Source organism: Ruminococcus champanellensis 18P13 = JCM 17042, assembly GCF_000210095.1.
In the GTDB taxonomy this organism is placed as follows: domain Bacteria; phylum Bacillota; class Clostridia; order Oscillospirales; family Ruminococcaceae; genus Ruminococcus_F; species Ruminococcus_F champanellensis.
Genome location: NC_021039.1, coordinates 943,352 through 964,150 on the forward strand (window position 1 = coordinate 943,352; position 20,799 = coordinate 964,150).

The following is a 20,799-nucleotide window of genomic DNA, read 5'->3' on the forward strand; positions in this document are numbered from 1 at the left end:
CAGAGACTTCTGTACCGTTTTTTTGTTGAAATGGGAAATATGCAGGCGCAAAAAAATATAGATTCTGGATGCTTTCATCATTGACGCACCGATGATTGCGTGGTATAATCAAAATGTAAAGCTATGAGCGTATTAAAGTAACTTTGCACAAATGAAGTCTATAAACTTTGTGCAGTGTTGCTAAAAATGCATGTAGTTTTATAGTATTTTAAGGAAATGAGGCAGAATATGAGCATGTTCTTCAAACGAAGCATGTCTGCACTGCTGGCAGCCACCATGCTGACCATGGCGGCTCCATTCGACAGCCTGGCGGTCTTTGCGGAGGATCTGGAATCCACCGTAACCATCGGCTCGGCGGATGTCAACGGAGACAAGAAGGTTGACGAGAAGGATTGTGCGCTGATCCTGGAAGCGATCGGCAGCACGACCGGAACCGCTTCGGTCACAGCAGACAATGCGGCATTGAACGTGTACGGCGATGCAGTCATCGACGTGCGGGATCTGATGGCAGTGAAGGATGCCATCAATGGGATAAAGGCCTATGTGCCGGAGGAGGCGAATGTTTCAGAGCAGGTTGATCTGAACATCAGCTCCACAACCGGATACGCCGGGGAAAAGGCAACCTTTGCGATCAGCCTGGCGGACTGGGAAATGGACGTTGCCGCCTACGAAATGCGGCTGTCTCTGGACAATGCACTGACCGTGGAGGAGGTGTCCTGCAACGGAGATGTGCAGTATAAGCTGGACGGCAGCACACTGAAGCTGTACGGCATGTACAGCGGCTCTCCCGCATACCGGGGTACCCTGGCGACCATTACGGTTACACTTCCGCCGGAGGCTTACGGGGATTACGGCGTTTCCGTAGTGGGTGCAGATTTCTTCAACAGCGCTTACCAGGAGTATGCATACCAGGCTACCACCGGCGGCGTGACCGTGGATATGGAAACCAAGCCGGTTTATCTGCGGGCTTCGGAGCTGAACTCCAAGTCCCTGCAGTTGAGCTGGAGTATGCCCTTTGACGGGGACAAGGTGACCGGCTATATCATCAGCCGGGACGGAGAGGAGATCGGCCGTACAGAGGATCTGTTCTTTGATGATAAGGATCTGGAAACCGGCAAGAGCTATCTGTATAGCGTGCAGGCATACGGCACGGACTATCTGTCCGCCCCTTCCCGCACCATTACAGTGACTCCCACTGCACCGGTGATCCAGTCCATCAGTCTGCCGGACGGAAAAAATGCGGTGGGCGGAGCATCCACCCTTGTGACCTGTCTGATGGAGCATGGGGTACGGGCAAAGACCTACACCCTGTACTGCACGGATGAGGAGGGCAACCGTACCGTCATCAGCGAAGGAGAGGACCAGAGCTTTTCTGAGCTACAGGTCAGATGGCAGCTGTCCGAGCTGAAAACCGGCACGTATACGCTGGGACTGACTCTGACGGATGTGGACGGTGCTGAAGTTTCTGCGGAGACCACTGCACAGGTGGATAACACACCGCCGGGGGAGGTGTTCGGCTTTACCGTCATTCCCGGGGATGAGCAGAACGAGCTGACCTGGGGCATTGCAGCGGAGCTGAAGGTTGTGGGCTATCGGATCTATCGCCGGACTGCCACCAGCAACTACAGCGAGCTTGCTTATGTGGAAGGACGTTCCACGCTGAAGTATGTGGACAAGGACGTGGAAACCGGTCTGGAATACTTCTATATCATTGCAGCCGTTGACAAGTACGGCATGGAGGGAACCTTCTCTGCGGAGGTCAGCGGATCTGCGCATGTGGATCAGACCATGCCGGAGATCACCCTGTTCCTGCCGGGCAGCGGTACCGTGCTTTACTCGGTGGTGACGCTGAATGTCAAGGCACAGGACAACATCGGCGTAGCGAAGATTACCTGCTTCCTGTCCGACGATGAGGGCGAGACCTGGAAGGAACTGTTTACCGCCAACGGGGACAGCGTAAGCTATCGGTTTGACACAAGCGCCTATGATGAGGCTTCCGTACAGATCAAGGCAGTTGCCTATGACTACGCCGGCAATGAAAGCAGCGGCGCCAACATCAATATTTACGCCATTGACAACAAGGGACCGGAGCAGGTGACCGGCGTAAATCTGAAGGCATCCGGCGCAACCACAGCTACCGTTGCCTGGGAGGATGTGCCCGACCAGGATCTGCACCACTTTGTGGTCAGATACGGTGTGACGGGAAGCAGCGGTTACAAAACGGAGAATATCTACCGCACCCTGGGCATTAACCTGAGCGGACTCAAGCCCGGAGAGAGCTATACCGTAGTGGTTGCCGCAGTGGATACATACGGCAACCAGGGCGAATTCTCCGAGCCTCTGATCTTCACCACCCCGGAGGACACCACAGCGCCGGTGATCGCTTCGATCTATCCGACCCCCAGCTATTTTGCAAAGTCCATTCCGCTGCAGGTAAACGCAAAGGATGACTTCTCTGTAGCGTCCGTAACGGTGGAGGCTTCCACGGATCAGAAGACCTGGAAGCAGATTGCTGTCATTGAAAATCCCGAACCCACGAAAAATTACTTCAATGCATCCTACACCCTGGATGTGACCGGCTATCCGGAGGGGACGCTCTATGTGCGTGCCTACGCAGAGGATCTGGCAGGGAACAAGGGTACGGTAGAGAATGCTGCTGTATATGAGTATATGGTGGATCGGACTGCCCCTGCCGCTATGGATACTCTGCGGGCAGTGGAGAACGATTCCTGCATCGAGCTGCTGTGGGAAGAAGCAGATACAGATGTGAATTACTACCGGCTGTACCGGGCAGACGGGGAGGACGGAGAATTCCGGCTGCTCTACGACAGAATCCGGTATCTGAATCATTTTGACCGGCAGGTGACCACGGATGTGCAGTACCGGTATCAGGTGACTGCGGTGGACATTGCCGGCAACGAAAGTGAACCCTCCAATGTGGTAACTGCAACCCTGCAGGAGGATACCACCGCGCCGGAGATCCAGAGCATCAGCCCGGAAACCGGCAGTGAACTGAGCCTGAATGACCATTCCATCGGCATTCTGGCATCGGACAACCTGCTGCTGTCCAGTCTGACAGTGGAGTATAAGACAGATCCGGACGCAGAAACCTATCAGACCCTCAAGAGCTTCACAGATCTGACGGACTACTATCTGTTTGCAACGGTGGAGATCCCCAACCTGCTGATGGTGGATGGTACCACCATTTATATCCGTGCCCAGGCCACGGACCGGAGCGGCAATGTGAGCGAGTATGCATATTCCGCATACAAGGTCAACAATGCAGTGACTGCGGTGACCAAAGTGACTGTGGAGCAGACGGAAACTGCCAATACCGTCAAGTGGACGGCGAATGAATCCGAGCAGACCAGCGGCTATCGGATCTTCCGGAAGATCGGCTCCGGCAGCTATGATCTGATCGCAACCCGTGCAGTGGAAAAGAACGGAGACGGCAGCTATGCATTTGCCGATGAGGATCTGCGCACTGCCGGAAGCTATACATATAAAATTGTTTCCGTCAACTACAACGGCAACACCTCCTCCCGTGTCAGCGGTTCTGTATCCGTACATACCAAGCCGGTTCCGGCACTGAACTGTGACACTGCTATGGAGCAGGGCGTTGCATATGTGTTTGACGCCAGCGGCAGTAAGGATCAGGGACTGCTCAACGCTCTGGTGATCGAATACGGGGACGGCGCAGTGGAAAAGGCGACTTCTCCGGAAACTGCAAAGTTTGAGCATACTTACCAGGAAACCGGCGTGTACCAGGTGAAACTGACCTGTACCAATGAGTTCGGACTGGTCAGCGTTCTGACCCGTTCCGTTCAGGTAGTGGAGCGTCAGCTGCTGGGGACTGTCACCGTTCAGGTCAAGACCACTGACGGCAAGGCAGCTTCCAACATTGGCGTATACATGGACTTCGGCACCGATGCCCAGACCAAGTATGTGGCAGACAGCCGGGGCATCGTGACCTTCCAGGCACCTGCCGGCGCCCACGATATCGGCGTATACGGGGACGGCTATCTGCCCCAGGTGAAGAACTGCGTCGTGACTGCCGGAGAGGAGAATGCCTTCTCCTTTGCAGTGGTGGAGCAGTACATCGTTTCTGCGGAGTTTGAGATCAAGCGTATGACCCTGGATGAGATCATTGCCGCAGGCATCGATATTACCCAGCCGGAAAACCAGCAGATCGTACAGATCAATGTGGATCTGACCTATGAGATCACCACGGACAGCGGCAAGAAGACCCAGTCCATGGCGCTCTACGTAAACAACCGGACCAAAACCATCATTTCCTCCCATACCACCAAGGGAGACACCAGTGTCCATTACGAACCGGTGTTTGTACGGTATAATGAGAAGACCGGAGAGGTCAGCACCGTTGCAATGCTGAGTGTGCCGGTGAATGTAAGCTATCTGAAGGAATTCTTCGATGTGCAGCTGCATATCATCAACAACGCAGATGAGCAGTTCAATATTTCCGACAGCACCGTGAGCCTGAATGTGCCCAAGGGGCTGACGCTGATGGAGTCTGCCGCAAGCTGCGACAGCCGCATTGTGAACATCCCCAGCATTCCCGGCAAGAGCCAGAAGACGCTGTCCTGGATTCTCCGGGGCGATCACAAGGGTGAGTATTACCTGTCCGCAGATTTCAGCGGCACCCTGGATCAGTTCAACGAGAAGATCGAGACTACATTTGTCAGCGAGGAAGCGATCAAGGTTTATGGCGAAACCGCTGTAGGGATCACCATCAATGTGCCCAGAGCTTCCAGAAACAACAAGACCTATTTCGATGTGCAGATGAAGAACAACACGGACAGCTCCGTATACAACGTGGGTGCTTCCGTGGGTACCATTGTTGCACAGATCATGGAGCATGAAAAGTACACCCTGGAGGGCAAGCCTTTACAGGCTCGGATCATTTCTCCGCAGGGCGAAATGGAACTGATCGATCTGACGGAATCCATTGAGGAGCTGCGCCCGGGTTACACCCTCAGCGTTGTGTACTCAATCCGTAATATCGTACCGGGTACATTGTTTGCTCGTTCTACGGTGCGCCTGGTGGATGCCACCATCCGTTCTCTTTCCGACAGCAATTTCCCTGTATCCCTGCGCTGGGTGGACAGTATCAAGCTGTTGGAAGACGGCGACTATGACGGCATTACCTCCAATGTCCGTGTGGACAAGGATGTGGACTTGTCCAAGGAATATGTGATCGCAGTGGTCAATGCAGCAGGAAACTGGGTACCCAGTGCAACGATTGAAGTAACCTATCCGGACAAGACCACCAAGACCTTTTCTGCGGATTCCTTGGGACGGGTCAGATTCGATCGGCCGGCAGGCGGCTCTGAAACAGTGGGCATCCGGGTTTCCGCCGATACCTATAAGACCCATGAAGACAGTGATTATTATCTGAAGTACCGGGGCACGGATACTGTGATGCTCAACGGAGAATCCAGCAGTGATTATGCCCTGACCAAAGCAATGTATAAAAAGGCTGGTTCCTGGAACCTGCTGACCGGCTATAAGCGCCTGAATATGGGCAACAAGGTTCTGGATTTTGCCATTGAGTGCGCTGTGGCTGCAAAGGACGCCGAAAGCTGCCAGCTGCTCCAGAACGGTAAGATCATTCAGGAAGTGAAGCCCAGCGGCAGCAAGTTTAGCTTTACCGGCTTGAATGTCAAGGATTTCGAGGAAATGGGAGATGGAGAGACGCTGACTGTCCGGGTATACCAGCCCAACGGCGCATACTACGACAGCAAGATCAATCTGACCATTCTGCCGGATCCCACCGTGGTAGAGCCCAGCTTTGAGTTCTCCGGCGACGCATTTACCTTTGGCATCAGCGATTCCATCCCCTTCTTCGGCGGTTCTTCCGTGAAGATCCCGTATCCTCCCATCCTGGAGCATCTGAATATCTGCATGGATGAAAACAAGATCCGGATCGGTATCAATGTGGATCTTCCGATTGTGTCAACGGATAAGGAGGACAAGGCGGCATTGGATAAATTCGTAGAGGATTTTGAAAAGCTGAAGACCAATTTAAAGCGTTCTCCTTCGGATCTGCTGCACGATAAGTCCATCAACACCGGAAAGATCAGCCTGGGCAAGGCTGAGGTCAAGGTGCTTGGCGGCGGCTATGTGGAGGGTGACTTCTCCGAGAGCGGGAAGGCGATCCTGAACGGCTACCTCTATATCGGCATTGAAGCCGGCGTAAACTTTGATTATCAGACTGTGGTATGGGTAATTCCGGTAACCGCAGAGCTTGGCCTGACCGGTAAAATCGTAGCAGGCACCACCATTAAATTCACCTACGACTTCGATCATGCATGGCAGCTGGATGCCAAGGTCACCGCACAGGGCACCTTCGGGGTGGAAGTATTCGGCGGTGTAGGCTTCTCCAGCATTGCAGCCATTGGCGTGTACGGCGGCGCAGAGCTGGATCTGGATATGCAGCTGTACGATACCTCCGATGATTCCGGTCCCCGGATCAATACCCTGGATCTCACCGGCGAGTTGGGCTTCCGGGCATATGTGGGACCCTTTGAGTATAAGAAAGCCTGGGCGAGCCAGACATGGCATCTGTACACCAATCCGGAGCTTGCAAACTCCGAACAGGATGCAGCACCCAGCTATCTGGCACCCCTGTATGACACCGCAGCCTACAGCGTAAGCGAGGAGACCCAGGAGGTTTCCAAGTGGCTGGGAGGCAGCAAGCTGGAGCCGGACAAGGTGCAGACTCTGCTGACCAATGCCAACAATGGGGCGGATCCGCAGCTTGCAACCGATGGCACCAACTATGTGCTGGTATATCTGGAAAAGGATCCGGCACGGAGCATATACGACGCATCCAGACTGATGTACGCTGTATACACCGCTGAAACCGGTACCTGGAGTGATCCGAAGCCGGTGGATGAAAACGAGACCGGCGATTATCAGCCCGCTCTGTTCGGCAATGCAGACGGCATTTACCTGGCTTACCAGGAAGCAAACCAGGCATTCGGTGCGGACAGCGAGCTGACGGTGGATGCCTATGCAGCATCCCTGGGGGTAACCTGTGCAGTCTTTGACGCTGAGCAGCAGAGCTTCGGGGCTGTAACCACCATGACTGTTCCGGAAAACAGCTGCAATTCCATTCCCACTGTCTTTGAAGACGGCGGACTGGTATATGCAGCCTGGGTATCCAACGCAAAGGGCGATTATTTCGGCACAGAGGGTGCAAACACCATTTTCTACAGCATCTGCACAGAGGGCACCTGGAGTGAACCGGCTGCACTGGCTTCTGACCTGACGGCAGTGACCGGATTGCAGATCGGCAAGCTGGAAAGCGGCGTGTCCGTTGCATGCATCACCGACGGGGATAATGTTTTGATCACTGCGGATGACCGTACCTTGACTCTGATTGCAGCAGACGGCACACAGCAGCAGGTAGTGACCGGCTGTGTATCCGCACCTGTCTTTGCACAGCCTGCATGGTCTGAATCTCCGCTGCTGATCTGGTACGATACCTATAACCTCAGCTGCACGGCGGACGGCAAGGAAATTGCACAGCTCTTTGCACAGGGCATCAGCGGTCTGACCGACGCATACACCCTGCTGCCGGACGGAGTCGTATATACCAGCGCTGGCAAGGACGGCAGCGATCTGTTCCTGATCCGTTACGATGCGGCACAGCAGGCATGGGGCGCACCGGTTCAGCTGACTGATACAGAGGGCTATATCAACGGCGCAGGGGCTGCAGTTTGCGGCGATCAGCTGCTGATGACCATGCTCCGGCAGAACGTCACCATTACAGAGGATGATGTGCAGGTAGAAAGCACATTGTGCGCACTGCTCCGCAGCACCTTCAGCGACCTTTCCGTTGACAAGGTGGACTACGACTTTACGCAGATCCAGCCCGGCAGTCAGCTGCCTCTGGATGTGACTGTCACCAATCACGGGAACAGCACAGTCAACAGCGTGACCATCGGGGTATACACCAAGGACGGCACGCTGATCAGCACACAGGACGTGGAAACCACACTCCTGTCCGGTACGGCACAGGTACTCGCCGCTTCCTTCCAGGTTCCGGAGGATATGAGCACCACGGAGTATCAGGTGATTGTATCCGTTCCGGATACAACGGATGTAAACGAAGCAGACAATGCAGCAGCGTTCAGCATCGGCTATACGGAGCTTTCCTTGACAACCGATCAGTTGATTACCGCACAGGGCACAAAGCTGCAGATTTGCGTGACCAATGAAAGTCAGATTCCCACCGGCGGTATTCTGGATCTGTATCACTATGATGAATCCCAGGATCCGGTTCTTTCCCTGATCGTAGAGGAGCTGCAGCCTGGTCAGAGTACCGTATACACAGTGGATGTGGACGATTCCATCATCTCTGAGGACAACCGGTATGTGATGGTCAAGCTGACTGCGGATGAAGCGGAGTATGATGAATCCGATAACGAGGAGCTGGTTGCTGTTTATCTGAGCGGAAGCCTTCCCACCGTAACCATCGGGGATGTAAACGGGGATGGGGAAATTACCGTCAATGACGCCGTTATGCTCCTGGATGAGTGTGCAGCCCGTGCAGTGGGAACCACAACCCTGGACGAAGCACAGCGGAGTCGTGGAGACGTAAACGAAGACGGTTCCATCACGCTGACGGATGCCATTCTGATTCTCAATTACTGTGCGGAAAAGCTGGTAGATCCGGAGCTTACGTTTGCGGATTTTCTCAAGAATGCAGGAGGAAACAATGAATAAGTATATCAGACGCTCTATGGCAATGGCTGTTGCGCTGAGTATTGTGGGCGCACAGATGAACCCTGAGTGTACCAACCTTGTAAAAACTGCGGTGATGCATATCACCGCAGAAACCCTCACCGCTGAGCAGTATACCTATACTGTGAATGAGGACGATACAGTTACCATTACCGGCTATACCGGCACAGATGCAGTGCTGATTTTGCCGGAAACCATTGATGGTAAGCCCATCAGTGCCATCGGTGCCAGAGCTTTTTACAGACATACGGAGCTGACCGGTGTGGCAATGCCGGATACGGTTACATCCATCGGGGAGTATGCATTTTATGCATGCAGTCAGCTGGTTGATATAGATCTGGGCAAAGGACTGGTTACAATCGGCAGTTATGCGTTTGATAGCTGCAATAAGCTGGTGAATCTGAAGCTGCCGGATACCTTGACGATTATTCCGGACTATGCATTTAATGGGTGTTCATCCCTGCTGAGTGTAACGGTACCTAAGTCTGTGACTACCATCGGTCGCAACGCCTTTAACAAGTGCTCCGGTCTGACCCGTGTCAGCCTGCCGGCAGGTGTATCCGTAGGAGACTTTGCATTTTATGAATGCGGCGGTCTGGAGCAGCTGGAGCTGCCGGAGGGTATTCAACTGGGCAGATACGCTTTCTCCCAGTGTGAAAATCTGCGGCAGGTGCTGTTTAACGGGGAACAAGGCACCATCGGCACCTATGCGTTTTATTCCAATGGCTCTCTGGAATCCGTGGTATTCCCAACGGAACTGACAGAGATTTCCGAAGGCGCGTTTTCAAGCTGCAATAAGCTCAAGACCGCTGTGCTGCCCAAATCCGTCGCTGTGATCGGAGATAAAGCATTTGAACGGTGTAATGCACTGGAAAAGGTTGAATTTTCCGCAAATCTGAAAAGCATCGGCAGGGACGCATATAGCTATTGCACTGCTTTGACCCAGGTAGAGGTTCCGGCGGGTGCTGCCCTTGCAGGCGGCTGCTTCTATGAATGTGATGGACTGACAACAGCAACCATTGGTGACGGTATCACAGAAATGGGGAATGGGAATTTCTATGGATGTGAAAATCTGACCTCTGTGAAGCTGCCGGATACCTTGACCGAATTGCCTCAGACAACATTTGCATACTGTACGTCTTTGACGGATGTACAGATGCCGGAGGCATTGACCATCATCGGAACTTCTGCATTTTACCATTGTACCGGCTTGACAAGTCTGACAATTCCGGGCAGTGTGACCACAATCCGGGCGTCCGCCTTTGAGGAATGCTACAAGCTGGAGTCTGTGGAACTGCCGGATTCCATTACCGAAATGGGCAGTTCCGTATTTGATAACTGCCTTGCTCTGAAGTCTGTTACCCTGCCCTCCAAGCTGACTGTAATCAGCGATAACATGTTCTACTATTGTATCAAGCTGGAAAGTGTCGTGATTCCGGATTCCGTCAAGAGCATCGGCATCGGTGCCTTTGCACACTGTGTCGCTCTGACATCCATACAGATGCCGGCAAGCTTAGAGACCATCGGCCAGGAGGCATTTTACAACTGCCAGGGGCTTACAGAGGTTGCACTTCCGGATTCCGTAAAGACCATAGGCATTAGAAGCTTTAGCCGCTGTGTCAATCTGACGCAGCTGAATCTGCCGGATGATATACAGGATCTTGGCAACGATGCCTTTTCAGAAACCAAGTTGGAGGTTCTGACAATCCCCAAATCCATGACCGAGATTCCCAATTACATGTTCTCCAACATGAGCAGCCTGAAGGAGATCCAGATCCCGGACACGGTTACAAGCATCGGGTATGGTGCGTTCAGCAACTGTACCAGTCTGAAAGAGGTTGTGATCCCGGATTCGGTGGTGTCCATGGATAAACAGCTGTTTTTGGGCTGTACCAGTCTGACCAATGTGCAGCTGCCGGCCAAAACAGAAACGATTCCTTACAGAATGTTTGAAGGCTGCAGCTCCTTGAAGAGCATCACCCTGCCGGACACTGTAACTAAGATTGATGAAAACGCCTTTTATGGCTGCTCCTCCTTGACCAGTTTAGAGCTGCCGGAGGGGCTGACCACTTTGGGATACAGAGCGTTTGGCGCAACCGGCATCCAGAGCATTACCCTGCCGGAGGGAATAACCAGTCTTCCCAATATGCTGTTCTCGGATTGCAAGGCGCTGACGCAGGTTGATCTGCCATCGAATATTACTGCAATCAGCATTGGTGCATTTTATAACTGCTCTGCTTTGAAAACCATTCAGCTGCCGGATAGTATTACTTCCATTGGCAATGATGCATTTGAGGGCTGTTCCGCTTTGACAGATATCAAGCTGTCGGAGAACATTACGGAGATTGGATCCTATGCGTTCATGGATACGGGATTGGAACAGCTGGATCTGGGTGCCACTAAGATTACAAGCCTTTCACCGTATCTTCTGCAGTCCTGCAGTAATCTGAAACAGGTCACCTTGCCGGATTCTTTGACGTACATTGGAAACCAGGCGTTCTACAACTGTTTCTCACTGACAGAGCTGCAGCTGCCGGATGGGGTGAAAACGATTGAGTATGGCGCATTCGGCAACTGCAAAGCGTTGACCAATCTGGAACTGCCGGATTCCGTTACATCAATTGGAAATTTTATGTTCCAGAGCTGTACCGGACTGGAAACTGTGAAGCTGCCGGCAGGCTTGACTGACATTTCCGCTTACATGTTCTATAATTGTTCAAGTCTTTCGGAGATCACCATTCCGGAAACTGTGACCAGTATCAGTTCCTATGCCTTCTTCGGCTGTTCCTCTTTGCATGAGATCACCATTCCCCGCACTGTCACAACAATGGGAGAGCATGTTCTGGGTTACAGTGCAAAGGAAGGGGAAACCATGGATCTGACCGTTCTGTGTGCCCCCAATTCCACTGCACACATTTATGCACAGAACAATGAGATCAACTTTAAGCTGGTGACTGACCGGGATTACTCCAAGTGCCCGGTTGGATACTACATTCAGGATGACGGGGCTCACATTACCGACTGCGATCCGGAAGCCATCAACCTTGAGATCCCTGCCACTGTGGAAGATGTACCGGTGGTCGCCATTGAGAAATATGCGTTCCGGGATTGTGCGCTGGAGTCCGTTGTGATTCCGGATACGGTGACAACGATTGCGGATGAGGCGTTCTACGGCTGTGGGCGGCTCAAGGAGATCCAGCTGCCTGCAAGCGTCACCAATCTTGGCAGTCGTGTGTTCGCACAGTGCACCAGTCTGACCAGTGCGGACTTGTCTCTGCTGACGATCACACGGATTCCCTCCTACACATTCAACAGCTGTACTGCCCTGACGACAGTGTCCTTCCCGAAAACGCTGGAGTATGTAGGCATGAGTGCGTTCCAGCACTGTACTGCTCTGGAGGAGTTGACCTTCCCGGACAACAGCATCACCTTTGATGACAACTGCTTCTACAACTGCTCCTCTTTGAGCGACGTGACCTTCCCCACAAAGTATTGCTACTTTGATTATTACAGCTTTGGCAACTGCACCAAGCTGCTGGACATTACCATCAGCGGTGATTCCGCTCTGTATTACAACAGCATCGGATTTTATGACGATGGTACATCCGGTACCGTGAAGCAGGTTCCGGGCGTTACCTTCCATGTGCCCTTCAACAGCAATGTGCAGAATTATGTTGCCCCCAAGGAAGCCTTTATCCTGATGCCTACGGACGGTGTGAAATACACGGTGCTGGAGGATCAGACTGTGCGGATCGATCAGATTTCTGTAAAAAGTACGGGGATCACGATTCCAGCCCGCATTGAAGGAATGCCTGTATCTGCGATCGGCACACGGGCGCTGAAGGGCTTGTCCAGCGTGACAAGCATCACCCTGCCCAATACCTTGACCAGCATCGAGGATTATGCGTTCATGAACTGCACCAGTCTTTCCGGCTGCAACATTCCCGCAACCGTTACCCGGATCGGCAGCAATGCCTTTTACAACACCAAGCTGTCTTCCAACTGGAAGTCCAGGGAGTTTGTAATACTGGGTGATGGGGTGCTGTATCAGTACAACGGCAAGGCTCAGGAGATCACGGTGCCGGATACTGTCAAGGTGATCGGCGAAGGGGTATTCGCTTATCAGACAAACCTGCAGAAGGTCATCCTGCACGAAGGCTTGACTGAGATCGGAGACGGTGCGTTCCTGTATTGTCAGAGTCTTGCAAGCGTGGAGCTGCCAGATACGGTGACATGCGTGGGCAATGCTGCATTCAGCGGCTGCACCGGTCTGAAGCGGTTCACCTGCGGTACGGATCTTGCACTGATCGATGAATATGCGTTCTTTGACTGCACCATTGAGCTGTTCCGGGGCGAGGATGGCTCCTATGCGCAAGGCTATGCCAAGGACAACGGCTATACCTTTGAAATCCTTACAAAGGAAGAGCCGGAGACAGATGCATAAGCTCAACCGGTTTATACTGAAAACGGATCCGATACCAGTTGATATCGGATCCGTTTCGCTTTGAGAGATAAAAAACAGGTCAGCCGCAGATGCAGCTGACCTGATTTCTTTTAAAGACCGCCTTGCCGTCGTGTCGTGTATAAAACCCGCACGAAGCAGGTGGGTATCCGCCCGGAAGTCTCTCGCTCCCTTCGTCCACCGAATGGTGGGAGGTCTGCAGTCCCCAGCCGGAGCTGAATTCCCTTTTAAAAAGTGTTGGATTATAAAAGCGACTCTGATTCGAACAAGGCAGAAAGGTTGGAACCTTTTCGTTAAGGATAGTATACCACAGTGGGGTCAAAAATGCAAGTGTAAATTTTGTGGATTAATCCTGGTGATCGTGACCGCAGCAGCCGCAATCGCAGCCGTCATCCTCACAGTCGCAGTCATCGTAGATCTCATCCAGACGCTTGAGGAACAGCTCGCCGATCCGGTCGAACTCATCATCGTCCTCAATGGAAACCAACATTTCCTCTCCGTCCACCATATCGGACTTGAGGATCACCAGCTCTCCGTCATCCTCGATCATGGATTCCGGATCAGCCTGGTAGGGGATCAATGCGAAATACCGCTGGTCATCCACTTCCATTACGTCCAGCATTTCAAAGGTCTGCTCGTTGCCGTCTTCGTCCACCAGTGTGTACAGATCCGGGGTGTATTCATTCATTTCTTCAGACATTCTAAACTCCTTCTGTCGGAACTCCGACGGTTTGTATGGATGGCTTAAAAGCCCTCGTACATTTTCATTTTACTACGCCAATATGAAAAAGTCAAGCATCAAATTGTTAACGTGATATTAAACAAAAAATCCGAAAAAAATTTCAAATTTCTATTGACAAACGCTAAAAGCTGTGGTATTATATACTCAAGGAAAGAGAAAGACGGTAGATCAACCAAGTAAGCGCAGTGTCAAAGCTGCCAACGACAAAGAAAAGATCAATCCTTTCAATGTACAAAAGTTTACCGTGATTTTTCTTCACATCCGTTTCCGTCAGGGTTCGGAGCAACTGCTCCGTTTCGGAAACAATCAGATGACAAAGGAGTTGAGCCCGATGGATCAGGCAGAGCAGCAGTTATTGGCTATCATTGATGGCTCAGGTGCACAGCGCTGAGACGCCGGATGACCAAGAGGGAAGCACACATAAATATTCAGTGAATCTTCCATAGTATTGAAAGAATAGATTCCGGTTCACAGCCTATGACTGTATGCTAAAACGGACACAAACGCTAATTCTTCAATGATTAGCCAAAACTAGCAACGTCAAATGATGGGGCCTTTGGAGCGGATGCTCCGGTTTACAGACCTTGGGTCTTTGACATAGATTGCTAGATCAATTATGAAAAGGTGGTTCCAATGAGACACTGAGTTTTCGCACAAGCACCAATGCTGATGAAAAAGGTGGTACCAATGTACGATTACTGATTCTTCTAAGCGCAAGGCGCTGATCTCACAGGAAGGATATCGGTGGAGGCCAATGGAAAATTAACGTTTTGAATATCCAGTTACGTTGATAGAATACGTACAAGGAGTGATGCAGAATGAAATTCATGCAGCATCGACCTGACGCAGGGAAGCAAACGTAAAGGGGTGAGTCCAAAGGGTAATTTCGCTAAGTGATGAAAGTCGCTTAAACATTTGGATTAAAAACAGAGGGAGGATTTCGTATCCTCCCTTTTTGTATTCTGGCGCAATTTCTGTGAAAAATACGCTAAGGCTATTGAAAAAATAATTTGCGTATGGTATAATAAACAATGCTGAAAAGGCAAATAAACGAGCAGAGGAGCATGGCAGAACACGTTGTGCCCTCTTTTTTTAAGGAGAATCCCAATGGCAGAGCAGGACAAGAAAGCAGAAGAAATCACCGGGCATGAACCGGAAAAGCAGGCCGGCGGGGAGAAGAAAAAGGGGAAAAGTCTGTTTGAAACCGCCCGGGAGCTGGAACAGGCGGAACGCCGGAAGCAGGAGCTTGCGGAGCGGGAGCACCAGAAGCAACAGGCTGAGGCGGACTATAAGGAACGGGAAAAGTACGGGGAACAGCTGGAAGCGGATAAGCGGGAATTGATCCGCCTGAAGCAGGGGATTGCTTCAGACAGCGATACCATCTTTGAAGAAAAGCAGGAGAAAAGGCATTACACCCTCCGGCAGCGGATCGGGAATTTCTTTTACCACAATAAGTGGTGGCTGGGAATCGCCGCCTTTTTCGCCGTTGTCATCGGCGTGCTGATCTACGACGATGTGACCACGGTGGAGCCGGACATGATTATCCTGCAATTGTCGGCGGATTCGGAGCTGGCACTGCGCACGGAGGGTACGGCGCAGTATTTTGAGCAGTTTGTGCCGGATCTGAACGGGGACGGACAGGTCAAGGTGGCTGTATACTGCATTCCGGTTACGAATGATCCCAACAACAGTACCAACTACTACAACGGGGACAGCTCCAAGCTGGTGGTGGAAATGCAATCCAGCTCTGCTATGCTGGTGCTGGCGGACAGCGCATGCAAGGACACCATTATGCCGGAGCAGACATTTCAGGATCTGTCCCAGCAGTTTTCAGACAATCCGCTGGTCAGCGGCTACAGCTTTGATCTGACCAAGACGGACTTTTTAAAGAAGATCGGGTATGAGGGAGAACTGGATGACCTGTATCTGGGCATTCGCAAGGTGCAGAAGCTGATGTTTGCCACGGAAGAGAAAATGCAGGCAAGCTACGATCAGGCTTTCCCCGTACTGGAACAGGTCATCAGCGACCTGTCTAAATAAGCAGGCATGGAGGTAACACCTTGGCAAACCAGAACATTCGCAATTTTTGCATCATCGCACACATCGACCACGGTAAGTCCACGCTGGCAGACCGGATCCTGGAGAAAACCTATACGGTTGCTGCCCGGGATATGGAGGAGCAGCTGCTGGACAATATGGACATCGAGCGGGAGCGTGGCATCACCATCAAGGCACGGGCGGTGCGGCTCAATTACCGGGCAAAGGATGGGCAGGAGTACTGCTTCAATCTGATCGACACACCGGGTCATGTGGATTTCAACTACGAGGTATCCCGTTCCCTGGCAGCATGCGAGGGTGCGATTCTTGTGGTGGACGCATCCCAGGGTATTGAAGCCCAGACCCTTGCCAATACCTACCTGGCACTGGAGCATGACCTGGAACTGGTGCCGGTCATCAACAAAATTGACCTGCCCTCGGCAGATCCGGAACGGGTGAGTGCAGAGGTGGAGAAGGTCATTGGCATTCCTGCCATGGACGCACCCCGGATCTCTGCGAAAATGGGCATCAACATTGAAGAAGTGCTGGAGCGGATCGTCACGGACATTCCGGCACCCGAGGGGGATCCGGCTGCTCCCCTCCAGGCACTGATTTTTGACAGTTATTATGACGCATACAAGGGCGTTATCATCTACATCCGGGTGAAGGAGGGCACGGTGCGCATCGGGGACAAGATCCGGCTGATGGCTACCGGGGCGGAATTTACGGTGGTGGAAACCGGTTATATGAATGCCACCAATCACATCAACACCGGGGTGCTGGAGGCTGGCGAGGTTGGCTACATTGCCGCATCCATCAAGAGCATCGGGGACACCCAGGTGGGGGATACAGTGACCAATGCGGAGAATCCCTGTGGGGAGCCTTTGCCCGGTTACCGGAAGGTGAACCCCATGGTGTTCTCGGGTATTTATCCGGCGGACGGCGCCAAGTACGGGGATTTGCGGGATGCTCTGGAAAAGCTCCAGCTGAACGATGCGTCCCTGAGCTTTGAACCGGAAACCTCCACTGCCCTGGGCTTTGGCTTCCGCTGCGGTTTTCTGGGATTGCTGCACATGGAGATCATCCAGGAACGGCTGGAACGGGAATACAATCTGGATCTGATTACCACTGCTCCCTCCGTTGTATACAAGGTGAATCTGACGGACGGTCAGACTGTTATGGTGGACAATCCCTGCAATTTCCCCGATCCGGCGCTGATCGCTTCTGCGGAGGAGCCTATGGTGAAGGCGGATATTCTGGCTCCTTCGGACTATGTGGGTAACATTATGGAGCTTTGCCAGGAGCGGCGGGGTACTTTTAAGAATATGGAATACCTGGACGACAGCCGGGTGGATCTCCACTATGAGCTGCCTCTGAATGAAATCGTCTACGACTTCTTTGATGCCCTCAAATCCCGCACCAAGGGCTATGCTTCCTTTGATTACGAGCTGCTGGGGTATGCCCAGTCCCGTCTGGTGAAGCTGGACATCCTGCTGAACGGGGAAGTGGTGGATGCCCTGTCCTTTATTGTCTTTGCGGATGCCGCATACAACCGGGGCAGAAAGATTGTGGAGAAGCTGAAGGAAAACATTCCCCGTCAGCTGTTTGAGGTTCCCATCCAGGCTGCCATCGGCGGCAAGATCATCGCCAGAGAAACCGTCAAGGCACTGCGGAAGGACGTACTTGCCAAGTGCTATGGGGGCGATATTACCCGGAAGAAGAAGCTGCTGGAGAAGCAGAAGGAAGGCAAGAAGCGTATGCGTCAGCTTGGCTCCGTTTCCGTGCCTCAGAAGGCATTTATGAGCGTGCTGAAGCTGGATGAATGATGCTGTAAGAGGTGTGACCATGAGTATTTACGATTGCCCCCACTGTGGGGAAAAGACCTTTAACCCTTTGACCAAGGCGTTGGCAGGGCCTATGAATTCCAAGGGGAGAGCCTGCAAGGCATGCGGCGGAAAGTGCGTCAACGGACAAGCCTCAGCTGTGATCCGTATGATCCTGTCCCTGCTGATGGGTGCGGCGGTGCTGGCGTGTATTCTGTGGATCGAAAGCACTGTGACTGCCATGCTGTGCATTCTGGGGGCAGTGCTGCTGTATGTTCTGCTGACCGGACTGGTCAATGCATTTTTCTTTCCGCTGATCAAAGCGGTGCGCCGGGACGCATGAGTACCCCGGCTGGACTGTATGTGCATGTGCCCTTTTGCGCAGTGAAGTGCCCATACTGTGACTTTTACTCCAATCCATACCGGCGGGAGCGGGCGGAAGCCTATGCTGCCCGGGTTGCGGAGAACCTTGCCGCATACCCGGCGGAGCTGTCGGTGGATACGGTGTATTTCGGAGGGGGGACTCCCTCCATTTTGCCGCCGCCGCTGCTGGGTCAGATGCTGCATGCTGCCCGCCGGCGGTTTTCTCTTGCTGCGGACACGGAGATCACTCTGGAGGTGAACCCACTGACCGCCACCCCTGCCGCCCTGGATGCCTGGAGGGGACTTGGCGTCAACCGGCTGTCCTTTGGTATGCAGTCCGCTGTGGATGCGGAGCTGCACCGGCTTGGCAGACGGCATACCGCCGCCCAGGGGATTGCCGCAGTGGATCGTGCGGCGGCAGCGGGCTTTCAGAATATCTCCTGTGACCTGATGCTGGGCACGCCGGGGCAAACCGGAGAGAGTCTTGCACAGTCCCTTGCGGTGTATGCCCAGTTGCCCATTGCCCATGTTTCCGCCTATCTGCTGAGTATCGAGCCGGGCACCCCCTTTGACACGGAGGCAATGCGCAGCCAGGTACCCGATGGGGATGCAGCGGCGTTGCTGTATGTACAGATGGCGGAATGCCTGGAGCAGCATGGGTTCCGGCAATATGAGATCTCCAACTTTGCCCGTCCCGGCTTTGAAAGCCGGCATAATCTGAAATACTGGCAGTGCGTGGATTACATCGGCATTGGCCCGGCGGCGCATTCCTGCTTCAACGGCAGACGGTATGCGGTGCCCTCGGATCTGGACGGTTTTTTGCAAGCACCCCGTCAGCAGGAGATCCTGACGGACGAGGAACCCTATACCCCGGAGGAGCGGGTCATGCTGGGTCTGCGGCTGGCGGAGGGCATCCGGCAGCAGGACTTTTCAGAAAGCTGCTGGGCAGGACTGCTGCGCCGGGCAGAGCCTTTGCAAAGGGCGGGCATGCTGTGGATAGAGCCGGATCGGATCCGGCTGACCCGGCAGGGCTTTTTAGTATCCAACAGCGTGATTTGCAGTTTGGTGGAGTAAAGCTGGCTGGATGGCTTTGCGCAATATCTGCCATACATCCCCTGTGTGGTGTTGCCTAAAAGAACAGGGCAGGTATCCTTTCGGACACCTGCCCTGTTTGCTGTGACAGCAGAAATCAGCCTTCCATAACCACCTTGTGGAATACCTTTTTGCCCTTGCGGATGATGAGTTCCCCCTCCGGCTGGAGCATGGTCTGGGGATCGGTGATTTTTGCGTCATTGACGCTGATGCCCCCCTGCTGCACCAGTCTGCGGCCCTCGCCGTTGGACGCTGCCAGACCGCACTTCACCAGCAGAGTGAGAATGCCAATGCCGCCTTCAGGTATATCCTCCCCAGACAGGGTGGTAGTGGGCATATCTGCACTGTTTCCGCCGCTGAATACCGCCTTTGCCGCAGTATCCGCCTTATTGGCTTCCTCCTCGCCGTGCACCAGCTTGGTCAGCTCGTATGCCAGCAGCTCCTTTGCCTTGTTGAACTGGGCACCTTCCATATGCTGTTCCATATCCTCGATTTCCTCCACCGGCACAAAGGTCAGCATCTTCAGGCACTTGATCACGTCTGCGTCGTTGACATTTCTCCAGTACTGGTAGAACTCATAGGGGGAAGTCTTAGCAGGATCCAGCCATACAGCGCCTTTTTCCGTCTTACCCATTTTCTTCCCCTCGGAATTGAGCAGCAGGGTAATGGTCATGGCATAAGCGTCCTTGCCCAGCTTCTTGCGGATCAGCTCCGTACCTCCCAGCATATTTGCCCACTGGTCATCTCCGCCAAACTGCATATTACAGCCGTAATCCTGGAACAGGCGGTAGAAGTCGTAGGACTGCATAATCATGTAGTTGAATTCCAGGAATGTGAGCCCCCGCTCCATTCTCTGCTTATAGCATTCAAAGGTCAGCATCTTGTTGACGGAGAAGCATGCGCCCACGTCCCGGAGCACGTCCACATAGTTGAGATCCAGCAGCCAGTCTGCATTGTTTACCGCCAGCGCCTTGCCCTCGGAAAAATCAATGAACCGGGACATCTGCTTCTTGAAGCATTCGACATTGTGCTCAATGGTTTCCCGGGTCATCATCTTCCGCATATCGGTCTTGCCGGACGGATCTCCGATCATGCCGGTGCCGCCTCCCAACAGAACGATGGGCTTGTTGCCCGCCATCTGGAGTCGCTTCATCAGGCACAGCGCCATAAAGTGGCCTACATGCAGGGAATCTGCGGTGGGGTCAAAGCCGATGTAGAAGGTTGCTTTGCCGGCGTTGATCAGTTCCTTGATCTCCTTTTCATCGGTGAGCTGTGCCAACAGCCCTCTGCGTTTCAGTTCTTCAAATAACGTCATATGATCGCTCCTTTACATAATAAACGTCCCCTGCCGCCGCAGCGACAGAGGACGAATTGACTCGTGGTACCACCTCAGTTTATTCTGCATAAAGCATGCAGAACCTCGGACAGGATAACGGCTGTGAACCGTATGCCCCTACCCGACCGGGTGCAGCCTTCAGGACATCCGCTCAGAGGTGTATTCACGGGGCATC

Annotated in this window: 9 protein-coding genes, 1 other RNA gene and 1 other annotated feature (1 of these 11 running past the window's edge); of the genes, 7 read left to right on the forward strand and 3 right to left on the reverse strand. The window is 53.1% G+C overall.

Annotated features, from left to right (window positions below; genetic code table 11):
* Positions 1-228 precede the first annotated feature (228 nt).
* Together RUM_RS04200 and RUM_RS12565 are read left to right on the forward strand one after the other, a co-directional pair.
* Positions 229-8,751, forward strand: coding sequence for a fibronectin type III domain-containing protein (locus RUM_RS04200; protein ID WP_015557955.1), 8,523 nt, complete (start codon positions 229-231; stop codon positions 8,749-8,751).
* Positions 8,744-13,213 (forward strand): leucine-rich repeat domain-containing protein, encoded by a 4,470-nt coding sequence (locus RUM_RS12565; RefSeq protein WP_015557956.1) that lies wholly within the window; start codon positions 8,744-8,746, stop codon positions 13,211-13,213. The genes RUM_RS04200 and RUM_RS12565 overlap by 8 nt, the downstream gene beginning before the upstream one ends.
* Positions 13,214-13,323: 110 nt before the next feature.
* Here RUM_RS12565 and ssrS read toward each other — a convergent pair.
* A non-coding RNA gene (gene ssrS, locus RUM_RS12370) (6S RNA) lies at positions 13,324-13,511 on the reverse strand.
* A gap of 66 nt (positions 13,512-13,577) precedes the next feature.
* Complete coding sequence (locus RUM_RS04210; RefSeq protein WP_015557957.1) at positions 13,578-13,931, reverse strand: DUF1292 domain-containing protein; 354 nt, start codon at positions 13,929-13,931, stop codon at positions 13,578-13,580.
* 172 nt (positions 13,932-14,103) lie between these two features.
* On the opposite strand from RUM_RS04210, the gene RUM_RS04215 reads away from it, so the two are divergent.
* The 5 genes from RUM_RS04215 to hemW all read left to right on the forward strand — a co-directional run bounded on the left by RUM_RS04215 (position 14,104) and on the right by hemW (position 19,270).
* Positions 14,104-14,364, forward strand: coding sequence for a hypothetical protein (locus RUM_RS04215; RefSeq protein ID WP_041326262.1), 261 nt, complete (start codon positions 14,104-14,106; stop codon positions 14,362-14,364).
* 716 nt (positions 14,365-15,080) lie between these two features.
* A complete protein-coding gene (locus tag RUM_RS04220) occupies positions 15,081-16,013 on the forward strand; it encodes a hypothetical protein (protein ID WP_015557958.1) in 933 nt (310 codons plus the stop codon).
* A gap of 20 nt (positions 16,014-16,033) precedes the next feature.
* Entirely contained in the window at positions 16,034-17,836 is a 1,803-nt protein-coding gene (lepA, locus tag RUM_RS04225) for a translation elongation factor 4 (RefSeq protein WP_041326263.1), read from the forward strand.
* Between the two features lie 19 nt (positions 17,837-17,855).
* Positions 17,856-18,176: a hypothetical protein gene (locus RUM_RS04230; RefSeq protein ID WP_015557959.1), complete on the forward strand. Its 321-nt coding sequence runs from the start codon at positions 17,856-17,858 to the stop codon at positions 18,174-18,176.
* Complete coding sequence (hemW, locus tag RUM_RS04235) at positions 18,173-19,270, forward strand: radical SAM family heme chaperone HemW (RefSeq protein WP_015557960.1); 1,098 nt, start codon at positions 18,173-18,175, stop codon at positions 19,268-19,270. The genes RUM_RS04230 and hemW overlap by 4 nt, the downstream gene beginning before the upstream one ends.
* Positions 19,271-19,385: 115 nt before the next feature.
* Here hemW and tyrS read toward each other — a convergent pair whose 3' ends face one another.
* Positions 19,386-20,603: a tyrosine--tRNA ligase gene (tyrS, locus tag RUM_RS04240; protein WP_015557961.1), complete on the reverse strand. Its 1,218-nt coding sequence runs from the start codon at positions 20,601-20,603 to the stop codon at positions 19,386-19,388.
* 44 nt (positions 20,604-20,647) lie between these two features.
* Positions 20,648-20,799: a binding site (T-box leader), on the reverse strand; it runs 74 nt beyond the window's last position.